Source organism: Pseudomonas sp. NBRC 111139, assembly GCF_001753955.1.
Taxonomy (GTDB): domain Bacteria; phylum Pseudomonadota; class Gammaproteobacteria; order Pseudomonadales; family Pseudomonadaceae; genus Aquipseudomonas; species Aquipseudomonas alloputida.
The window spans coordinates 36,516-53,718 of record NZ_BCBP01000048.1; the positions used below are offsets into that span (position 1 = coordinate 36,516).

Annotated in this window: 18 protein-coding genes and 1 pseudogene; 17 read left to right on the forward strand and 2 right to left on the reverse strand. The window is 58.9% G+C overall.

Annotated elements, in window-relative coordinates; all coding sequences use genetic code 11:
- The 15 genes and pseudogenes from BJQ17_RS19275 to BJQ17_RS19335 all read left to right on the forward strand — a co-directional run bounded on the left by BJQ17_RS19275 (position 1) and on the right by BJQ17_RS19335 (position 14,917).
- Positions 1–339: a phage head closure protein gene (locus tag BJQ17_RS19275; protein WP_070096509.1), complete on the forward strand. Its 339-nt coding sequence runs from the start codon at positions 1–3 to the stop codon at positions 337–339.
- On the forward strand, positions 332–826 hold the full coding sequence (locus BJQ17_RS19280) for an HK97-gp10 family putative phage morphogenesis protein (protein WP_070096486.1): 495 nt from the start codon (positions 332–334) through the stop codon (positions 824–826). The genes BJQ17_RS19275 and BJQ17_RS19280 overlap by 8 nt, the downstream gene beginning before the upstream one ends.
- A complete protein-coding gene (locus BJQ17_RS19285; protein ID WP_070096487.1) occupies positions 823–1,191 on the forward strand; it encodes a DUF3168 domain-containing protein in 369 nt (122 codons plus the stop codon). The genes BJQ17_RS19280 and BJQ17_RS19285 overlap by 4 nt, the downstream gene beginning before the upstream one ends.
- Positions 1,192–1,256: 65 nt before the next feature.
- Positions 1,257–1,451: pseudogene (locus BJQ17_RS32595) on the forward strand (phage tail tube protein); the annotation flags it as partial.
- A gap of 93 nt (positions 1,452–1,544) precedes the next feature.
- Positions 1,545–1,991 carry a phage tail tube protein gene (locus BJQ17_RS32600; RefSeq protein WP_375731040.1) on the forward strand — a complete coding sequence of 149 codons (447 nt, stop codon included), beginning with the start codon at positions 1,545–1,547 and terminating at the stop codon, positions 1,989–1,991.
- Positions 1,992–1,999: 8 nt separating this feature from the next.
- A complete protein-coding gene (locus tag BJQ17_RS19295; RefSeq protein ID WP_070096489.1) occupies positions 2,000–2,470 on the forward strand; it encodes a phage tail assembly chaperone family protein, TAC in 471 nt (156 codons plus the stop codon).
- Positions 2,471–2,493: 23 nt separating this feature from the next.
- The gene (locus tag BJQ17_RS30290; RefSeq protein WP_083285085.1) at positions 2,494–2,694 is read left to right on the forward strand and encodes a hypothetical protein; all 201 of its coding nucleotides are present in this window, start codon (positions 2,494–2,496) and stop codon (positions 2,692–2,694) included.
- A gap of 81 nt (positions 2,695–2,775) precedes the next feature.
- Positions 2,776–5,190, forward strand: coding sequence for a phage tail tape measure C-terminal domain-containing protein (locus tag BJQ17_RS19300; protein WP_070096490.1), 2,415 nt, complete (start codon positions 2,776–2,778; stop codon positions 5,188–5,190).
- Positions 5,187–5,672, forward strand: a complete 486-nt coding sequence (locus BJQ17_RS19305) for a DUF1833 family protein (RefSeq protein WP_070096491.1) — start codon at positions 5,187–5,189, stop codon at positions 5,670–5,672. Before BJQ17_RS19300 ends, BJQ17_RS19305 begins: the two co-directional genes overlap by 4 nt.
- A complete protein-coding gene (locus BJQ17_RS19310) occupies positions 5,673–6,098 on the forward strand; it encodes a hypothetical protein (RefSeq protein WP_070096492.1) in 426 nt (141 codons plus the stop codon). It abuts the gene before it with no gap.
- The gene (locus BJQ17_RS19315) at positions 6,046–9,135 is read left to right on the forward strand and encodes a host specificity factor TipJ family phage tail protein (protein WP_070096493.1); all 3,090 of its coding nucleotides are present in this window, start codon (positions 6,046–6,048) and stop codon (positions 9,133–9,135) included. Before BJQ17_RS19310 ends, BJQ17_RS19315 begins: the two co-directional genes overlap by 53 nt.
- A 166-nt stretch (positions 9,136–9,301) precedes the next feature.
- Positions 9,302–9,688 carry a hypothetical protein gene (locus BJQ17_RS19320; RefSeq protein ID WP_307572077.1) on the forward strand — a complete coding sequence of 129 codons (387 nt, stop codon included), beginning with the start codon at positions 9,302–9,304 and terminating at the stop codon, positions 9,686–9,688.
- Positions 9,685–12,279: a tail fiber domain-containing protein gene (locus BJQ17_RS19325; protein WP_070096495.1), complete on the forward strand. Its 2,595-nt coding sequence runs from the start codon at positions 9,685–9,687 to the stop codon at positions 12,277–12,279. Before BJQ17_RS19320 ends, BJQ17_RS19325 begins: the two co-directional genes overlap by 4 nt.
- Positions 12,280–12,395: 116 nt before the next feature.
- Positions 12,396–14,159, forward strand: coding sequence for a hypothetical protein (locus tag BJQ17_RS19330; RefSeq protein ID WP_070096496.1), 1,764 nt, complete (start codon positions 12,396–12,398; stop codon positions 14,157–14,159).
- Positions 14,160–14,173: 14 nt separating this feature from the next.
- Positions 14,174–14,917, forward strand: a complete 744-nt coding sequence (locus BJQ17_RS19335; protein WP_070096497.1) for a hypothetical protein — start codon at positions 14,174–14,176, stop codon at positions 14,915–14,917.
- A gap of 47 nt (positions 14,918–14,964) precedes the next feature.
- Here BJQ17_RS19335 and BJQ17_RS19340 read toward each other — a convergent pair whose 3' ends face one another.
- Entirely contained in the window at positions 14,965–15,852 is an 888-nt protein-coding gene (locus tag BJQ17_RS19340) for a glycosyltransferase family 32 protein (protein WP_083285084.1), read from the reverse strand.
- A gap of 60 nt (positions 15,853–15,912) precedes the next feature.
- Positions 15,913–16,146 carry a hypothetical protein gene (locus BJQ17_RS31260; RefSeq protein ID WP_139139798.1) on the reverse strand — a complete coding sequence of 78 codons (234 nt, stop codon included), beginning with the start codon at positions 16,144–16,146 and terminating at the stop codon, positions 15,913–15,915.
- A gap of 112 nt (positions 16,147–16,258) precedes the next feature.
- On the opposite strand from BJQ17_RS31260, the gene BJQ17_RS19345 reads away from it, so the two are divergent.
- Positions 16,259–16,708 carry a structural protein P5 gene (locus BJQ17_RS19345; RefSeq protein ID WP_070096499.1) on the forward strand — a complete coding sequence of 150 codons (450 nt, stop codon included), beginning with the start codon at positions 16,259–16,261 and terminating at the stop codon, positions 16,706–16,708.
- Positions 16,705–17,199 carry a DUF2514 domain-containing protein gene (locus BJQ17_RS19350; protein WP_070096500.1) on the forward strand — a complete coding sequence of 165 codons (495 nt, stop codon included), beginning with the start codon at positions 16,705–16,707 and terminating at the stop codon, positions 17,197–17,199. The genes BJQ17_RS19345 and BJQ17_RS19350 overlap by 4 nt, the downstream gene beginning before the upstream one ends.
- Positions 17,200–17,203 lie beyond the last annotated feature (4 nt).

Below are 17,203 nucleotides of genomic sequence, written 5' to 3' on the forward strand. Positions count from 1 at the left end.
ATTCAAGCAGGGAAATTGCGGCATCGAATCGAAATTCAGCACAAGGTCACTCCCCGCAACCCTGAGACACTGGAGTATGGCGAGCCTGCATGGGAGGTGTTCGCCAAAGTGTGGGCCGAAGTGACGCCATTGTCTGCCCGAGATCTGCTTGCAGCACAGGCCGCCCAGTCAGAAGCAACTGCCCGAGTGGTAATCAGGTACCGCCCAGGCGTTTTGCCAACCATGCGAATTGCCTACCGAGGCGAAGTGTACAGCATCGAAGGTCGGCCACTTGAAGATGCCGACTCCGGTCTGGAGTACCTGACCATTCTGGTCTCGAGGGGGGTGAAGGATGGCTGACGGTGCTGAATTCAGCATACTCGGCCTGGACAGCCTGCTGGGGAAGCTGAAGGAGGTCAGCCTTGACGTTCGCCGAAAGGGTGGTCGTGCAGCGCTTCGAAAGGCTGCGCAGGTGGTAGTGCAAAAGGCCAAGGAGGGTGCCGAGCGCATCGACGACAGTGCCACTGGCCGCTCCATCTCGGACAACATCGCCCTGCGATGGAATGGACAATTATTCAAGCGCACCGGTGATCTTGGGTTTCGGATCGGTGTGCTACATGGTGCTGTGCTGGCGAAGAAGGGCGAGGTAGTCGACACCTCGACAAATGCGCCGACACCGCACTGGCGCCTGATCGAGTTTGGCACAGAGAAGATGCCGGCTGCCCCATTCATGCGACCGGCCCTGGCCGACAACATTAGCCTGGTGACCAACACCTTCGTCACTGAGTACGAGAAGGCAATCGACCGCGCTATCCGGCGCGCAGCGAAAAAGGCGGCATCCTCATGACACCACCGATCGTAAGGTCCTGCCTGCAGAGCCCGGCCGTCTCTGCGCTGCTCGGCGCTGGTGCTGCCATGCGCCTCTATTCGTTTGGCGAAGCAGAGCAGGACGTGGTCAGGCCTTATGCCGTCTGGCAGATCGTCACCGGCATTCCAGAGAATTACCTGGCTGGCCGCCCGGATTTGGATGGTTTCACATTGCAGGTCGACGTGTACGCCGCCACCGGTGATTCCGCTCGGAAAGTCAGGGACGCCATTCGCGATGCGATAGAGCTGGAGGCTTATATCACCCGCTGGGGTGCTGAACGCCGCGACCCAGAAACCAAAAACTATCGAGCCAGCTTCGACGTGGACTGGATGGTTCACCGGTAGAGCTGCAACAAACCCCAATAGCCCGCCCAGTGCGGGTTTTCTTTTGCCCGCAATTGGAGAAACCTATGGCGATTCTCGCACAAGGCACCCAGATCTACGCCCTGGTGCCCACAGCCGCAAACAGAAACGTGTTCGAGGTCATCGAGATCGAGTGCGCAACGGCGTTCAACCCAGGCGGCAACCCGGCTGATCAAGTCGAGGTGACCTGCCTCAGCGACACCGTCCGTAAGTACCTGCGCGGCCTGCGTACGCCAGGCCAGGCATCGCTGACCCTCAACGTCGACCCCCGCAACGCCTCCCACGTACGCCTCCACCAGATCTCGGAAGACGACACTATCGAGAGTATTCGCTGGGTGGTGGGCTGGTCCGATGGCAAAGACATTAAACCGACCGTTGGGGTTGCCGGCGCGCTGGCCGCGATCGAGCTGAGCAATGGCGGCTCGGGCTATACCACGGCGCCCACCGTTGCATTCTCTGGCGGTGGCGGCACCGGCGCTGCGGCTACCGCGATCATCGCCGACGGTAAGGTGGTCGGTTTCAACATCACCAATGCTGGCTCCGGGTATACCAGCAAGCCGACTGTCACCCTCACCGGCGGGGCTGGTACTGGTGCTGCGGCTTCTGCAGTGCTTGGCGATGCGGATGACTTCGTGCTTCCGTCTACCCGCACCTGGTTCCTGTTCGACGGCTACGTCTCCGACTTCCCGTTCGACTTCGCTGCGAACGCGGCGGTCACTACGGCCGCCACCATCCAGCGCTCCGGCGGCTCCGCCTGGATTCGCAAGTCCACCAGTTCCTGAGGCACTTCATGAAATTGACACTCGACGCACTCAAAAGCGCTGGGGCGTTCACCGGGCGCCCGGTGGAAAAGGAAATCAGCTGGTTGCAGGAAGGCACCAAGTACACCGCAACCGTCTATGTTCGGCCTCTTGGCTATCAGACTGCCGTAAACGACGTTCTGTCTTTCAACGGCAAGCATGACACCATCGCCGGCAAAATTGCGGCTTCGATCTGTGATGAGCACGGATACCCGGTGTTCAGCAGCCCACTGGACATCACTCACGGTCCTATTGATCCAGCTGAGCTGGAAAAGGACCCGAAAACGACCCAGCGCCTTGGTTCGCTCGATGGCGCCCTTTCCGTGGCCCTGCTGCTCGCAATCCAGGAGGTCAACGACCTGGGAAAGACGAAGAGCTCACCGAGCGAGACGAAACCTGGCACGAACTCGTCCTCTTCGGAATCGGGGGCTCGACGATCGCGCAGGCCAAAGAAACCTTGAGCCTCAGCGAGTTTCGATCGTGGGTGAAGTTCAGGAAGCGCCGCGGATCCCTGCACCTGGGCATGCGGGTAGAGCGCTCCATGGCCATGCTGGCCGCGCTGACGGCCAACCTGCACCGTGACCCGAAAAAGCGGCCTACACCCTACACCTGGAAGGAATTTGCGCTGCATGAGGACGAAGAAGGGCCAATTTCCCTGGAAGAGGCAATGAGCAGCTGGGCGTGATTCTTGGTTGCTGAATTTGGCTGTGCTGCTTGAACACTTTAGCCCGCTCTAGTGCGGGCTTTTTCATGTCCGGAGAAACCGATGGCATCAAGATCTCTTGGTACTTTGACTCTTGATGTCATTGCCCAGGTAGGCGGCTTTGTCGCCGGCATGGATAAGGCTGAGCGGAGTTCGGAGAAATGGCGCAAGCAGGTTGAGAAAAATGCCAAAGCCGTCGGCACGGCCATCGGCGCCGGCCTGGCCACAGGTATAACTGCCATCACTGCAATGACGATCTCGGCGGTCAACTCCGCTTCCGAGATTACCAACCTGGCTGCCGTAGCCAACGTCAGCACCACAGACTTCCAGAAGCTGGCGGTGGGGGCAAAGACCGTTGGTATTGAGCAAGACAAGCTTGCTGACATCCTCAAGGATGTGAACGACAAGGTCGGTGACTTCCTGAACACTGGCGGCGGCGCAATGGCTGACTTCTTTGAGCAGATTGCGCCGAAGGTCGGCGTCACTGCTGATCAGTTCCGCAACCTCAGTGGTAGCCAGGCCTTGGGCTTGTACGTGTCGAGCCTGGAGAAAGCGAAGGTCAGTCAGTCCGACATGACCTTTTATCTTGAGGCGATCGCCAGTGACGCCACAGCGCTGCTCCCGCTGCTGCGCAACAATGCCGAAGGATTCAAAAGATTTGGTGAGGCAGCTGAAGCTGCCGGGTCGATCATGGATGAGAAGACCATCCGTGCCGCTCAAGAACTGCGCGCAGCAAACTGGCTGGTTGATCAGTCGGTCAGTGGGCTTTCTAACCAACTGACCAGCGCAATGCTGCCGACGCTGGCGAACTTTGCCACCAGGCTGAACGACGCCACCATCAACGGTGTGCTGGCCAAGCGGGTATCCGACGACTTGGCTGCGAGCCTTCGCGCGCTGGGCAAATTTGCTGTGGGTACCGTTGCCGGCATCCACCTGCTAGGCGTTGGCCTGAAGACGCTGTCCGACCTCGATAACGCCATGGTCGGTGGCGATGATGCCAAATGGTGGGACCGCTACCTGCCGCCGGTGAGGATCTACAACGCATTTAAGAACATCGATGCCATGGGCAAGACGATCGGTGATGCTAAGGCCCAGATGGGAGAGCTGGCCGTCGGCTATGGCGACTTGATGGCGTCCTTTGATGAAGAGCCTGCCGGCGCAACGAACCAGGTGAAAGAGCTTGCGGATCTGCTGGAGGAAATGCGCAAAGGGCAGTCGGGCAGCTTCACAGCTATCACACCAGCTCAGCAGCAAGCGGCAAAGGCAGCAGAAGCCGCTGCAAAGAAGCTTCAGGGTCAGTTCGACACGGCTGAGGAAGGCTACAAGCGGCAGATTGCACTGATCAACACCGAGACGGACAAGCGTAAGGAAGCAACAGAGGTTGCCAAGCTGCAGTTCGAAATGGAGTCAGGGAACCTGACTGGGCTCAGCGAAAAGCAGCAGGAAAGACTCAAGGGGCTGGCCGCCGAGCTGGACCAGCTGAAAAAGCTGAAGCAGGCCAAGGAGGATGACAAGGCTGTCGACCAGTTTGGCGCAAGCGTGAAGAAGCAGCTGGACATTGATCAGCGCGCACTGGATGCGCCGTTGTTGAACGCCTACAGCAGCGACGAGATGAAGCAGCGGGCTCTTGATCTGCTGGCAATCGAACAGGACTACCAGGATCAGCTTGAGGACCTTCGGCAGCGGCATGAAGCCGGCGACGTGTCCGATTCGGCGTATGAGCGCGAGACAGCAATTCTCAATGATGCGCTCGAAAAGCGCATGGCGATGCAGGAGAAGTACTACCAAGACGTCGACAAGCTCCAGCAGAACGGCACTGCCGGCTTTGCCAGCGGCTTCGCCACTCAGGCTGAAGCGGCGATGGATCTGTACGGCACCATGCAGAACGTCGGTGCCGACACCTTCCAAAACCTCACCGACACGCTGACCCAGTGGGCAGAGACCGGGAAACTGGACGTCCAGGGCTTTGCTTCGACGTTCATACAATCCATGGGGCATGCCCTGTTGTCTTACGCCGCTGCTCAGGTGGCGATGGCCGCGCTCAGCGCATTCACCGCAATGATCGGCGTCCCCTTCGTTGGTCCCGCCATTGCGCCCGGCGCTGCGATCGCTGCCGCCGGTGCCGCTGGCGTGCTGATGACGGCGGTGGGCTCTGCAATTGATGGCCAAGCTCACGACGGCATCGACTACGTCCCTGCGGATGGTACGTGGAATCTGAAGAAGGGTGAGCGGGTAACCACGGCTGAAACCAGCGCGAAGCTCGACAGGACACTCGATAGCGTGGCGAAAACATCGACGCAGGGGGCCGCACCTGCAGTGAACATCTACGAAGATTCCAGCCGAGCTGGGCAAGTGAAGACCTCAACCGGGCCTGACGGCAAACAGCTTGTCGATGTGTTCGTTTCGAATATCAGGGGGCAGAGAGACATAGCCAAGGTTCTGGAAGAAACCTATGGACTGAAGCGGAGGGGGCGATGACAGCACTTGAGACGCTGTATGCGTCGGGAGGGGCCGCGGTCATTATCCCTACGCTTGAACTGACCTGTCCTGCGTGGGCCTATCCGATCTACCTGTGCCAGGGGTTCGAAGACATCACCGCCCGAACTGAAGCCGGGTTGGCGGTAAAATTTACCGCGTCTGGCTTCGCCGCGGCCTTACCTGCCCGGGACAACAGCGGCAACCAGACGCTGACGTTTGCTATCGACAACGTCACGGGAGAGGCGCAGCAGTTGATCGACCAGGCGCTTGAGGCGCGGGAGCGGATCACTCTGGTGTTCCGGATTTTCATCTCGTCCGACTTATCTGCTCCCGCAGAACGCCCTTACCGGATGACGGTGCTGAGCGGCTTCATGCAGGGCGCAAGCGTTCAACTCAACGCCGGCTACTTCGACCTGATCAATCTCGCCTGGCCGCGGCGCAAGTACGACTTAGCGTTCTCCCCCTGCCTTCGGTACATCTGAATGCTCGAAAAATACCTAAGCGCTTCCTACGAGGACGGCGGGCGAAGCCATGCGCGCCTGGATTGCTGGGGGCTAGCCCGATTGGTTCGCCATGAGGTGTACGGCCTTCCACTGCTGGCCAGCTGGGGAAGCGTGCGCAACACCATGCCGAAGGAGTTCACCAAGGCGGCGAACGAGGTGGTTGGCGCCATGGAGAGGTGCCAGCCCGAACGTGGCGCGATTGCCTGCATCTGGCGAGGGCTGATCTGCATCCATGTCGCCGTGATCGTGGAGGTGGAAGGACGCCTGTACGGAATGGAGATGAAGCCCTGCGGGGCAACCATCAAGCCATTGCGGAAGTTTCAAGACCAATATTTGACAGTGAGCTACCACCGTGATCGAACTTTACCCGAGCAAGCTGGAAGGGCAGCCGCTGGAGCGCCATAAGACCGATCGCGTGATGACTGTCGAGGGCTGGCTGATTGCCAATGTGCCGAGCTACCAGGCCCGCCATTCGCCCCCCATCAGCATCGAGGTCAATGACCGACTGGTCGATCCAGCTGACTGGTCGACCGCTGAATTTGGACCTTCCGATTTAGTTCGGATTTACCCTGAGCCTAAGGGTACCGGGCTGGAAATCGCGGCATGGGCGGTGGTGGCGGCAATCGTTACAGTGGGCGTGATGATGCTCGCTCAAAAGCCGCTGGCAATGCCGAGCTCAGCGAACATCGGCGCCGGCAAGTCGCTGGGCCTGGCGAAAACCACCGCCAACCAGGTGAAGCTGGGCGACATCATCCGGGAGTGCGCGGGCGAGAACGAGATCTTCCCCGACTACCTGACCCCGACCCGGCGGTACTTCGGCTCCGATCCCAAGTCGCAATGGGTCGAAATGCTGCTGTGCATCGGGGTAGGGGAGTTTGACATTCCCCCGGGGCAGGTGCGGATTGGTGGAACTCCGATCGCCTCGCTGGGCAACACCGCTCGGTATGTGATCTATGGCCCTGGCGAGTCCTTGGCTGCTGAGCCTGCCCGGCTGTGGTGGCACAACTCTGACGAAGTCGGATCGACCGCCACAGGCAGTGCTGGGCTTACGCTCACCACCACCACCGATATCGAGCAGCAGCTCAATGCGCCGACGGTGCAGTTCAACGAGTTTACCGTGTCGGTACCTGTGTCGGCCGGCTGGTTCCCGGTGGGCTGGACGTCAGGGCTGATTGCCCGCATCGAAGCCCTGTATCCCTATTCATTTGTTGCTCCGACTGACGGCAGCGCTACGGTCATTACCGGCAAGCATGTGGCGATGCTCGGCGCGTTTGTGGGCATGAAGCTGGAAATCACCGGCGCTAATGCGGGTGAGTACACCGTGGCCAGCTACACGCCGGAAGATCCGGGTACACCTGGCGTGACCGGCAGCGCCTCCACAGCAACGGGTGGATCAGCTCCGTCGCGGTATGACTTCGATGTCGCGCCTCTGGAGTTCTCGGTGGGCCTTGGGGCGAGCACCTACACGCTGACGCTGTCGACAGCGACCACGAACCTCGCGGGGCTGGTCTCCGCTATCAATGTCCAGCTGACGGGGTCCAACCTGGTGGCGAGCGCGGCCGGCTCGATGCTGCGGATTGCCGAGAAGGCAGCTCCGTTTGGCGGCCAGCCGATCGTGCTTTCCGGTCCGACGGCTGACCTCTTCGGTGCTGTCCCGGTGTTGGTAACCGGCGTGCAGACCGTCGCCGCCACCCCGTACATCCCTGCCAGCATGACCCTGGCCTATGATGGCGGCGCCCCCGCCATCGGCCTGCAGACCGGGGAATTGTGGTCGAGCATCGGCTACCGCGACCTGCGGTACCGGATAAACGCCGTGGCTGATGATGACGACGATACCGAAGGCCAGGAGCATGGGCCGTCGTCGATAACGGTCACGCGGCTGACTGACACCGGGGCCGAGGATGCGGACTGGGCCGGCTTCGATTTCATCGAGAGCAATACGGCCCGGATCATCTTGGATGACTCGACCACCGAGGGTGACTGGGCCGGCCCGATTGCGGTGTGTCCTCCCGGCGAGAAGGTCCGGAGGTTCGAATTCGATTTCTTCTTCCCGCAGGGCCTGGTTCGGTACACCGAAAAGAACGGCAACATCCGCTCGCACTGGGCCAAGGTCGAAGTCCAGTACCGGGACATCGACAAAGCAGGCGCGTGGACGAGCAAGACCTTCACTTACAACGCCATGAGCCCAGACCAGCAAGGGTACACGGACTGGATTACGGCCCCGGAGTACATCCGTCCAGAGGTTCGGGTCCGCCGGATCGGCGCCGAGTCGACAGAAAGCTTCAAGTTCAACCGCGTGCAGTGGTATGGGCTGCGCGGCCGGATCGACAAAGCACCGAACCGGTACGCCGGCTGTACAGTCATGGCGCTGTACGTGCAGGGCGGCGACAAGCTCTCCGCGCAATCGCAGAGCCAGGTGTCGGTGGTGGCCACCCGCAAGCTGCCGGTGCTGGTGAACGGCTCCTGGAGCAAGCCGGTGGCGACGCGCGAGATCGGCCCGTGGGTGAACTATGTCATGCGATCGGTGGGCGGCACTGACGATGACATGGATACTGACGAGTTCTCTCGCTACGGCGCGCTCTGGGCGTCGCGCGGTGACTACTTCGACTACAAGGTGGAAGAGGCCAGCACCGTGAAGGAGTGCCTGAACGATGCGCTGCTCGCCGGCTTTGCTGAGTTCACCCTGGAGCGTGGCCGGGTTACCCCTGTGCGGGATGAGCCGCGGCTTGTCTTCGAACAGATGTACACCCCGCAGAACTTCACGGAAGACCTTAAACGCGGCTTCGTTCTGCCGGCACCCGATGACTACGACGGTGTGGAGGTGAAGTACATCGACCGGGTGACTCGAGCGGAGGAAACGGTCGACTGCAGCATGCCTGGAGACACCAAGCAAACCGTCCAGACCATCACCTTGAAAGGGGTGACAAGCCGAGACAGGGCCTGGCGGTATGGGCGCCGGCGTCGCCGCATGCAGCTGTACCAGAACAAGAGCTACAGCTGGAGCACTGAGCTGGATGCGCTGAACAGCGGTTACCTGAGCTACTGCGCCGTGGCTGATGACATCCCGGGTTATGGCCAGAGCGCTGTACTGATGGGCATGACATCCGGCAATGGGATGGCTCTTCTGGAAAGCTCCGAGCCCCTGCAGTGGAAGGACGGGGCATCCCATGTGGTTGGTCTGCGGCGCCCCGATGGATCGGTCAGCGGGCCATGGCCCGCAACACGCGTCGATGACTACCGGCTGACCGTGCCCTTGCTCGACTTCGAACCTGATGTGTCCTGGGACATTGAGCCGCCGCACCTGCTCTTTGGTGAATCAACCCGCTGGTGCTACCCGGTCCTCATTACTTCGGTAAACCCTGGCGATTATTCGGCGGATGTCGAAGGTGTGAACTACGACGTGCGGGTGTACGCCGACGATGACAACTTAGCCCCAACTTGAGGAATGCGGAATGCTTGCATATCCCAAAGGATTACCGCTGCCTTTGAGGGAGGGATACGGGTTCACGCCAGTGAGCCCGCTGATCAGGTCCGAGCTCAGAAGCGGTCGAGTCCGCCAGCGGCGGCGCTTCACAAGCGTCCCTACCGTGGCCTCCGTATCTTGGATCATGAGTGATGCCCAGGCCCAGTTTTTTGAGGCGTGGTTCGAAGAGGTGCTCGGCGCCGGGGTTTCGTGGTTCGAGTGCCCACTGAAGACCCCGCTTGGCCTAGATCGTTACCAGGCAAGGTTCGCTGACATCTACAGCGGCCCGGAGCTGATCGGGGTCAGCAGCTGGCGGTTCACCGCCAGCCTTGAGCTGCTGAAGCGTCCGCTTCTGCCTCCCGGGTGGGTAACGGATGCGCCCGACTACATCTTGGGGTCCGACATCATCGACATAGCGGTGAATGATAAATGGCCCGAATTCCACGAAGACCCGTCGCAGATCATTCTCGCAAACGACGGGGTGCGCGAAGACATGAAGGCGTGGTATGAGCGCCGGGAGCTTGATGAATGACCACCTATGCCACGGGCAATCCGCTCGGCTCCATGAGTGCCAAGGATCTTCTGGACAACGCCGAGAACCTTGATTTTTTCTTGAATGGCAAGGCCCAGGGGTACCCTGATCGCTTCTTTGAATATCGCATCAGCTACTTCGGGATGGAGGTGGCATTCAGGGAAGCGCAGTCCTATCGCGACGAGGCCTTCAAGTACGCGGTTCGCAACAGCGGCTTCAAGTTGCTCGGCGAGTATGCTCCCGGTGTGACTATCACCACCTACAACCAGGTGGTGCGCTACCAGGGCGAGCTGTACGGCCTGGCTACCGCGACCGAGGCGCCCTATACCCTGACCGGTGTGTGGGCGACTGATTCAGTGCACCTGGTGTCGCGCGGCGATGCAGCACTTCGCCAGGACATAAACAACCTCGGCACCAAGATGATCCCGCACAACAGCGGGCAGCCTGGTGCCGTAAGCCAGATGACTAACCAGAAACTGGCCGAGATCGGCAGCACTCCGGGTGACTTCGGCGCCAAAGGCGACGGCGTTGCCAACGACACCTCGCGATACATGGCCGCCGAGGCTGGGTCAGATGTGGTGCGCCTTCCCGAGGGCAAGACGTATGCCCTCGATACCGGCTACACCCCGTCCAAGATGGTGGTTGGCGGGGGCAAGATCCGAATCGGCTCGGCGATCTTCACCGGCCCGGAACTGCTGTACGACATTTTCCGCACAAGCCTCTACTGCACCCCTGAGTCCTATACGGAGCAAGTGGGATTCCCAGGTGGCAGCCAAGGCAACCTGACGGTGATGATCAGCCCTGGCGGAAAGAAAACCGGTAACCTGAATCGATGCACGATTGTAGGGACAGGAGCCCCTCAAAAGGCCATATCACTCGACCGCTGCGAGATGTTCGGCAACGGAGTTATGCAGCACGCCCGCTATGCCGAGCGTGTTACTGCTTTCGGCAGCATTGCCTGTCAATGGCTGGGATCCAACGACCCGCTGGGCGACAAGCATGAATGGTTCGTCAATGCCGGAGGCTTCATCCCAGGGCAAGCTGGCTGGGATTATCAGGGCATGGAAACCCGAAACCCCGGGATCGGCGCGAAAATCGCGGCATACAATGGTTTCGCAACCCAGCCCACAGACTGTGGCCGAACTGTTGCCGGTGGACGAAATGCTCTCAACGGCACGGTAATGGCGAGGAATTGCGTAGCCATCGGTTATCGTGCAGGTGCTGGGTGTTACGCGATTGAGAATATGGTCATCCTCGGCACGGACGTGTTTCGCGATGGCGTGTTCTTACGGGATTCCGTCGGCGCCGGCGCAATGGCGGGTCGATTCTGGCAGGAAGGCGAGCGTAACGCCCTCTATGGCTACAACGCTGGTGGCAATGCGATCCGCGGCAGCCGAAACACTCTTCTGGGTCCGTTTGCCGGCTATGACTACACCGAACTGAATGACTGCATTTTGATCGGGCACGGAGCGGGCAACAGCATCGGCGGTGGCACACTGTCCAATGTGTTTTGCCTTGGCCCCTCCGGTACGCTGCCGTTGCTCTCTGGTCGCCTGACCGACTTCGCAGCTGGCGTAAACATTCTGCCAGGTCGAATCAAGGGCAACTTCCACGTCAGAACCAATGACTTTGGCGCAGAGGAGTCTGCTCACGGCCTGGCCGATGACGTCGTCGTCGAAAACTCGGTTGGCGTGGGGATGACCCTTCGCTCGCCGGCTGATGCCTCGGGCAACATTTTCTTTGCGCGGCCCGGTTCAACGCAGTCCGGAGGGATGTCATACACGCATAGCAACGATACGTTGTCGCTGATTGCAGGCGGGCAATCCCGATTCGCGATCAACGATGAAGCGCTTTACCCATCTCAGGACAACGCCAGATCGATAGGCTCGGCATCACGTCGGCCCAGTGTGATTTATGCCGCCACCGGCGCGATCAGCACGTCCGACGGCAACATGAAGAAGATTCGTGGGGCTCTCAGCGATCCTGAAATTCGCGCCTGGTCGACGGTTCAAACTAAGGTTTTCCAGTTCCTCGACATGATTGAGACCAAGGGGGAGGAGGCTGCGCGCTTACATGCTGGCTACATTGCACAGGATGTCCAAGATGCCTTTATCGCAGAGGGCCTTGACCCATCTCGATATGCACTGTGGTGCGAGGATGAAGTCTTCGTCCAAGTTACAAAGCGCCGAGTTACCAAGCGGCAAAAGGTTGTGGAGGTGCTGGAGTCGATTGAGGAAATTGAGGTTCAGGATGGCATGGCTGTTGTGAAAAAGATCACGCGCCCAATACTGCAGCCGCAGTTTGAGCTACTGCCTGTGATTGATGAGCAAGGCAACTCGGTCGAAGAGGCAGGGGGCGGAACGAGAACCTACTCGGTCCCCGTGATGGAGGATCACGAGGAAGAGTTTGAGGCCTCTGAGCCGTCAGGGGTGCGTCTCGGCCTGCGCTATGAGCAGTGCCTGGTCTTCGAGGCGGCCTACCTGCGATCGATCATCGCGAATCAAGATGAACGCATTGACACCGAGATCGCTGACCTCAGATCGCTTATCGCGGATCAACAAGAGCGCATTCGCGTTCTCGAAGCTGCCTAGATTTTCGCTGCAAAGAAACCCCGACCGCCGCTGAGCGGTTTTTTTGTGCCTGGAATATGCCGCCCGCCATTGCGCGGGCGGTCTTGCTTCCGCGCTTTGGAAGTACCGGAGGAAAAATGACAGTTGCGTCGGAACTTGCGCGGCTCACGCAGACAATCGACTCTGCAAATGAGCTCTTTCTGTCTGACCAAATCAAAATGATGGATGTTGGGGATGGCGTCATGCGCCCCACGAATGCCAAGGCTGTTGCCGACCTAGCGGCCCAGATGAGCGGGGCGATGATCTACTTGTCCACCTCTCTGGGGCTGGAAGGAACCGTATCGGGCGGCTACTTCAGCGTGCCTTCGGTTGAGGAGGATGAGTACCTGATCCTCTATAGGAACAATACAGGGGTGGCGGTTGAAGTTGACCGGTATCCTAATCGGGCGGCGATCGAGAAAGTCAGTTCGCTCATCCAGGACTATTCCTCGGCGGCCCAAGAGACGGAGATCGCCGTCATCGTTGACGGGGAAGGGGCCAGGCACTTCACGCTGACCGACAAGCGCATTCAGGTGTCGAACTTCGAAGTTACCACTGAAGCCGGCGTGACCTCGATCTGTGACGCCGAGGGCAGCCAGGTACTGTACGCCGACGACAAACGGGTCATCCTGGTCGAGTTGGAAATGCATCGCACTGCTGCGCCTGGGATTTACATTACCGACCCTGAGGGCGCATGTCTGGAGATGCCGCAGCCTGAGCTGCTGCCTGCAGCCTCGCCTTTTGCGGACGGGCTGTTGTTCTCGCCTGTCATCGTGACCGGCGCGCTGCACGAAGGGCGGATCTATTCTCAAGGGCTGCTACGCCGTCGAGAGCTAGCGACCGACGTAACCATGTCCGTGCATAGCATGACCGCTGTGGCCAACGAGACTGGGCCCTCGGTTGGGATCAGCGCTATCAGATATGGCCAGGACGCTGTACTCAATCTCCGCCTGCTGGCGAACCCAGACAGCCGAAAATTCATGCCACTGAAGCTGCATAACGTGCCGGTGCAGTCTGTGCCCTGCAGCCCGAAGATTTTGTTCATCGGTGACAGCATCGGTGACCGCCAGGGCGGTATGTACCTCAAGCAGTTCCTGCAGGAGCTTGGGTTAACCCCGCAGTTCATCGGCACCATCGAGGGTTCAGCATCGGTTAGCGATGTTTGGGACATCACCGGCCCGCTAGGCGAGTGCCATGCAGGCTGGAAGACCGGAGAGTTCACTTACAGTGTCAGCGACCGAGCCTTCCCGTTTTCACCGGGGTCTGAGGCGACTTACCTGGCTATGCCGAAGGCCCAGCGTCGCGAGCGTAACCCTTTCCTGCGGGTTGCCACCGGCGCGGATGATCCAAGCGTGGTCCGCAACGGGTACGTCTTCGATCCGGCTTTCTACCAGGCACGGTTCGGGCTCGATACGCCCGACATTGTCATCAACGCCCTGGGCACAAACGACGCCCTGAGCTTTAGTCCGGCCAGCGGGCTGTACAGCGAGGTCTATTCCAATGACCTGCTCATGCATAAGCAAATCCGGGCAGCTTGGCCGGCCGCGAAGATCATCCGAACCTTGCCACCGTCAGCGGTAAGTGGTGGAGCGAATGCGATTTGGCAGAACAGTCGGGCCGTTGTAATCCAGGCCCTTATTGATGCCGCCGCGAACCTGGCAGACAGCAAGCTTACCGTGGCGCCGGTGTGGGCGATGGCCAACCCTGACTGCGCGTATGCCTACAGCACCGGCTCGCTCGGTGCTGATGGCTTCTATTCCGGTAACTGGGCGGACGCGGTTCACCCGGTTGGCTCCGGGCGAGTCGAAATCTATCAAACCCTGGCCCCCTACTTGGCGGCTGCGGCACTCAACATTATCTGAGCAAGGAGCCTCACATGGGCTTGAAAATGATCGCCAACGATACCCTGGCCCCATGGAACACCAAAGTGGTGCCGCCGGTGACGCGTGGTCTTGAGGCATGGTTCACGTTTGATACCGACGCTTCGCGCTTCGGGTTCAACCGCGCTATCGGTAAGCCGAACGGCACCATCATCGGAACCCCGACCGCCTTCGCCACACACGGTCGGTTCAAGGGCAATACCAACTACATCCTCACTCAGGCGCGCGACACTGATGAGGTGACACTGTTCGCTGTGGTGCGCGCCCTGGTTGCTCCTACGTCGAACACTGACGGCGTGGCGCCGGTCTCCTCGTATCGCGGCACGTCGGTAACTCCCGAGTTTCCAGGATCGTCAGGCGGATCCAGTATCTTCCTGCGCGCGAACTCTGTGATCAGTTCCGGCATGTCGAGGGCCACCAGCGGGGCCTACAACCTTGAGCTGGTGAACGCGGTAGGTGGGGCGCCCACCAGCTGGCGCTTGCTATGTGCACGATCCAAAACAGGATCTTCGTCAAAAATCATGGACCTGACCAACGCCGTTTCCAACACCGGTGCTGATGTCACCAAGCGGATTCTGTGCGCCCAGATGTTCAGGATTGGCAGTGGAACCGTTGATTACAACGGGGAGTCAGATATCTCCGCTGCTGCGATCTATTCCACCTATCTCACGGATGCCGAGACTGACCAGGTTGCCGGCGCAATTCGGCGTAGAATGCAGCGGCTCGGCATCTCGGTGTAACCAGAAGGGTGAGTTGGGCGATTATTAGTCGCCCAACAACAATTACTTTAAATGGTCGAATCGTAAAGCTTGCCCATGATTGAGGACGGCAGGTAGTCACCGCTAATGAGCATTTGATTGATTGGTTCCCAAACTTTTCCGGTCATCTTGAAAAGATTGCAAGGTACATTTAGGTTGTCAACTTTGCACATTGCATCGGCTATCTTTTCGAGATTCCATGAAAAATGACGTGCGATCTTAAATGCATCGCTGTCAGCTGGTATTGGCGACAATGAGTAATTGTTCTCACGATTCATTAATGCTTGGGCAGCAATATGCATCGAGAAGTAGTTGTGTTTTTTGAGATTCTGAGCTAGTTCGTGAATGTTGAATTCTTTGCTGAGCTGCTCAATATATTTTCCAGCACCATTTGCGATTGATTTTCCAAATTCGTCATACCAGTCGCTGATGAACTTGCTTTTCTCAGGCGCGGCAATGAACCAATTTTCAATTATTGGATACAAAGGGTTGCTGGTGTGCTGTTTGTTGAAGAACGCAATCAGCTCACTCCCGTGCGACTGCTGGATCTGGTGAAGGAAGTCAAGACGCTCAAACGTGACTGTTGTCGAATCTATCCATACTCCACCGTGCTCCCGGAGAACAGCTAGCCTAACCCAGTCAGCCTGCCTTTGGGGGGTGTCACTATAGAATTGTTCAGGTACTTCTTTTACATACGATTTCAGATTATTTGGGCTTAGCTGGGTTATCTCATAGTCAGGGTTTTTTTCCTTCCATGATCTCATGCAGGCCCTGACAGTTTTAGGAGCTTCCTCAGAGTTCCAGTACGTCCATATCTTTTTAGGAATGACTCTGTTTCGCTGAGGGTTGCTTCGTGAGCCATGCCATCCAATGAATCTTGGGGATAGTGAAATGTCAATTTCTTCTATGGCGGTCATAGGTCTGTATTCTTTTTCGCTCAGAAGTTGTATTCGGGTAGAGATGGGTCTATCTGTTCTTTATGCGCGCGGGCCCGCAATCTCTTCTTTTTCAATTGCGGCTTGAATTTTAAGGCTCAGTCGTCGAGCCAGGCTTGCTGTGCGATTTGCTTCCTGCTCCAAGGAGGACAAAAAATCGACTAGCCCAGCGTCGGTAGAAAACTCTTCGGATTCGTAGCCATTGGAAGAAAGCTCGGATCGGACCGATTTATACGCTTCGTTAAGTTCTGCAGCTGCAACTTCGTGCTTGTTCAAGATCGCTCCTTTAAGTGCCAGTTAATCATTCCCAAGGCTCGCATCCGCAGCCATTCCTCGGATTCTACCTAGCCCCGCATCTTTGCGGGATTTTTTTCGACCGGAGTAGACCATGATCACACCTCGCGGCGTCCGCAACCACAACCCGGGTAACATTGATTTCAATCCGCGCAATGCATGGCAGGGCCAGCTAGGCGTTGAGGTTGGCGTAGCCAAGCCGCGCTTCGCCCGCTTTGACCAGGCCGAGAACGGTATCCGAGCCCTGGGCAAGCTTCTGCTCAACTACCGGGGTAAAGATGGCATGCCCGGTGTAGGACGCCCTGGAATCGATACCCCGCTGGAGTTCATCAGCCGGTGGGCGCCATCCAGCGAGAACAACACGTTGGCTTATGCGCAGGCCATCGCCAAGCGGCTCGGGGTCGGGGTGCGAGACTCCATCGACATTTCCAAACGCGCCGTCCTGCGTGAGGCTGTCCTGGGCATCATCATTCATGAGAACGGCGGCAACCCTTACAAGTCGGAAGTGATCGACGAGGGTGTGCGCCGGGCCCTGGCTTCATGAGCCCGTGGGCTGGCGCTGCAGCTGGGATGGTACTGCTGATTTCCCACTGGGTGGCCTACGAGCACGGACGTTCAGTGGAGCTCGCCCAGGCCGGCCAGCAATCTGCGGAGCGGGACAGCGGCGATCGATTGGCCGAAGTCATTGGCGAACGATCGGCGCGCCTGGAAGAACACCGGAGCGCAGACGCGCAACAAGAGGCGAGGGTAAAAGGGCATGAAGAAAGAACGACTGCGGATGCTGGCGCTGCTGACGCCGATGCTGCTGGCCAGCGGCTGCGCAGTGATGCAGCCCAGCTCGCTGCCGCCGTCAGTTGCCCCAGCACGGATACCGCCGCTGTCGCCAGAGGCGAGACAGCCACCCGCGCCGCCATGGTGCTCTCCGACCTGCTCACACGGGCTGATGCTCGAGCGGGAGAGCTGGCGAAAGCTTATGACCAAGCCCGAATAGCCGGCCAGCTCTGCGAAGCGTCCTATAATGCGCTCATCAAATGATCGA

Coding starts and splice junctions, on each gene's coding strand:
- BJQ17_RS19280 (WP_070096486.1), top strand. CDS start 332: ATGGCTGACGGTGCTGAATTCAGCATACTCGGCCTGGACAGCCTGCTG.
- BJQ17_RS19285 (WP_070096487.1), top strand. CDS start 823: ATGACACCACCGATCGTAAGGTCCTGCCTGCAGAGCCCGGCCGTCTCT.
- BJQ17_RS19295 (WP_070096489.1), top strand. CDS start 2,000: ATGAAATTGACACTCGACGCACTCAAAAGCGCTGGGGCGTTCACCGGG.
- BJQ17_RS19300 (WP_070096490.1), top strand. CDS start 2,776: ATGGCATCAAGATCTCTTGGTACTTTGACTCTTGATGTCATTGCCCAG.
- BJQ17_RS19305 (WP_070096491.1), top strand. CDS start 5,187: ATGACAGCACTTGAGACGCTGTATGCGTCGGGAGGGGCCGCGGTCATT.
- BJQ17_RS19310 (WP_070096492.1), top strand. CDS start 5,673: ATGCTCGAAAAATACCTAAGCGCTTCCTACGAGGACGGCGGGCGAAGC.
- BJQ17_RS19320 (WP_307572077.1), top strand. CDS start 9,302: ATGAGTGATGCCCAGGCCCAGTTTTTTGAGGCGTGGTTCGAAGAGGTG.
- BJQ17_RS19325 (WP_070096495.1), top strand. CDS start 9,685: ATGACCACCTATGCCACGGGCAATCCGCTCGGCTCCATGAGTGCCAAG.
- BJQ17_RS19330 (WP_070096496.1), top strand. CDS start 12,396: ATGACAGTTGCGTCGGAACTTGCGCGGCTCACGCAGACAATCGACTCT.
- BJQ17_RS19335 (WP_070096497.1), top strand. CDS start 14,174: ATGGGCTTGAAAATGATCGCCAACGATACCCTGGCCCCATGGAACACC.
- BJQ17_RS19340 (WP_083285084.1), bottom strand. CDS start 15,852: ATGACCGCCATAGAAGAAATTGACATTTCACTATCCCCAAGATTCATT.
- BJQ17_RS19345 (WP_070096499.1), top strand. CDS start 16,259: ATGATCACACCTCGCGGCGTCCGCAACCACAACCCGGGTAACATTGAT.
- BJQ17_RS19350 (WP_070096500.1), top strand. CDS start 16,705: ATGAGCCCGTGGGCTGGCGCTGCAGCTGGGATGGTACTGCTGATTTCC.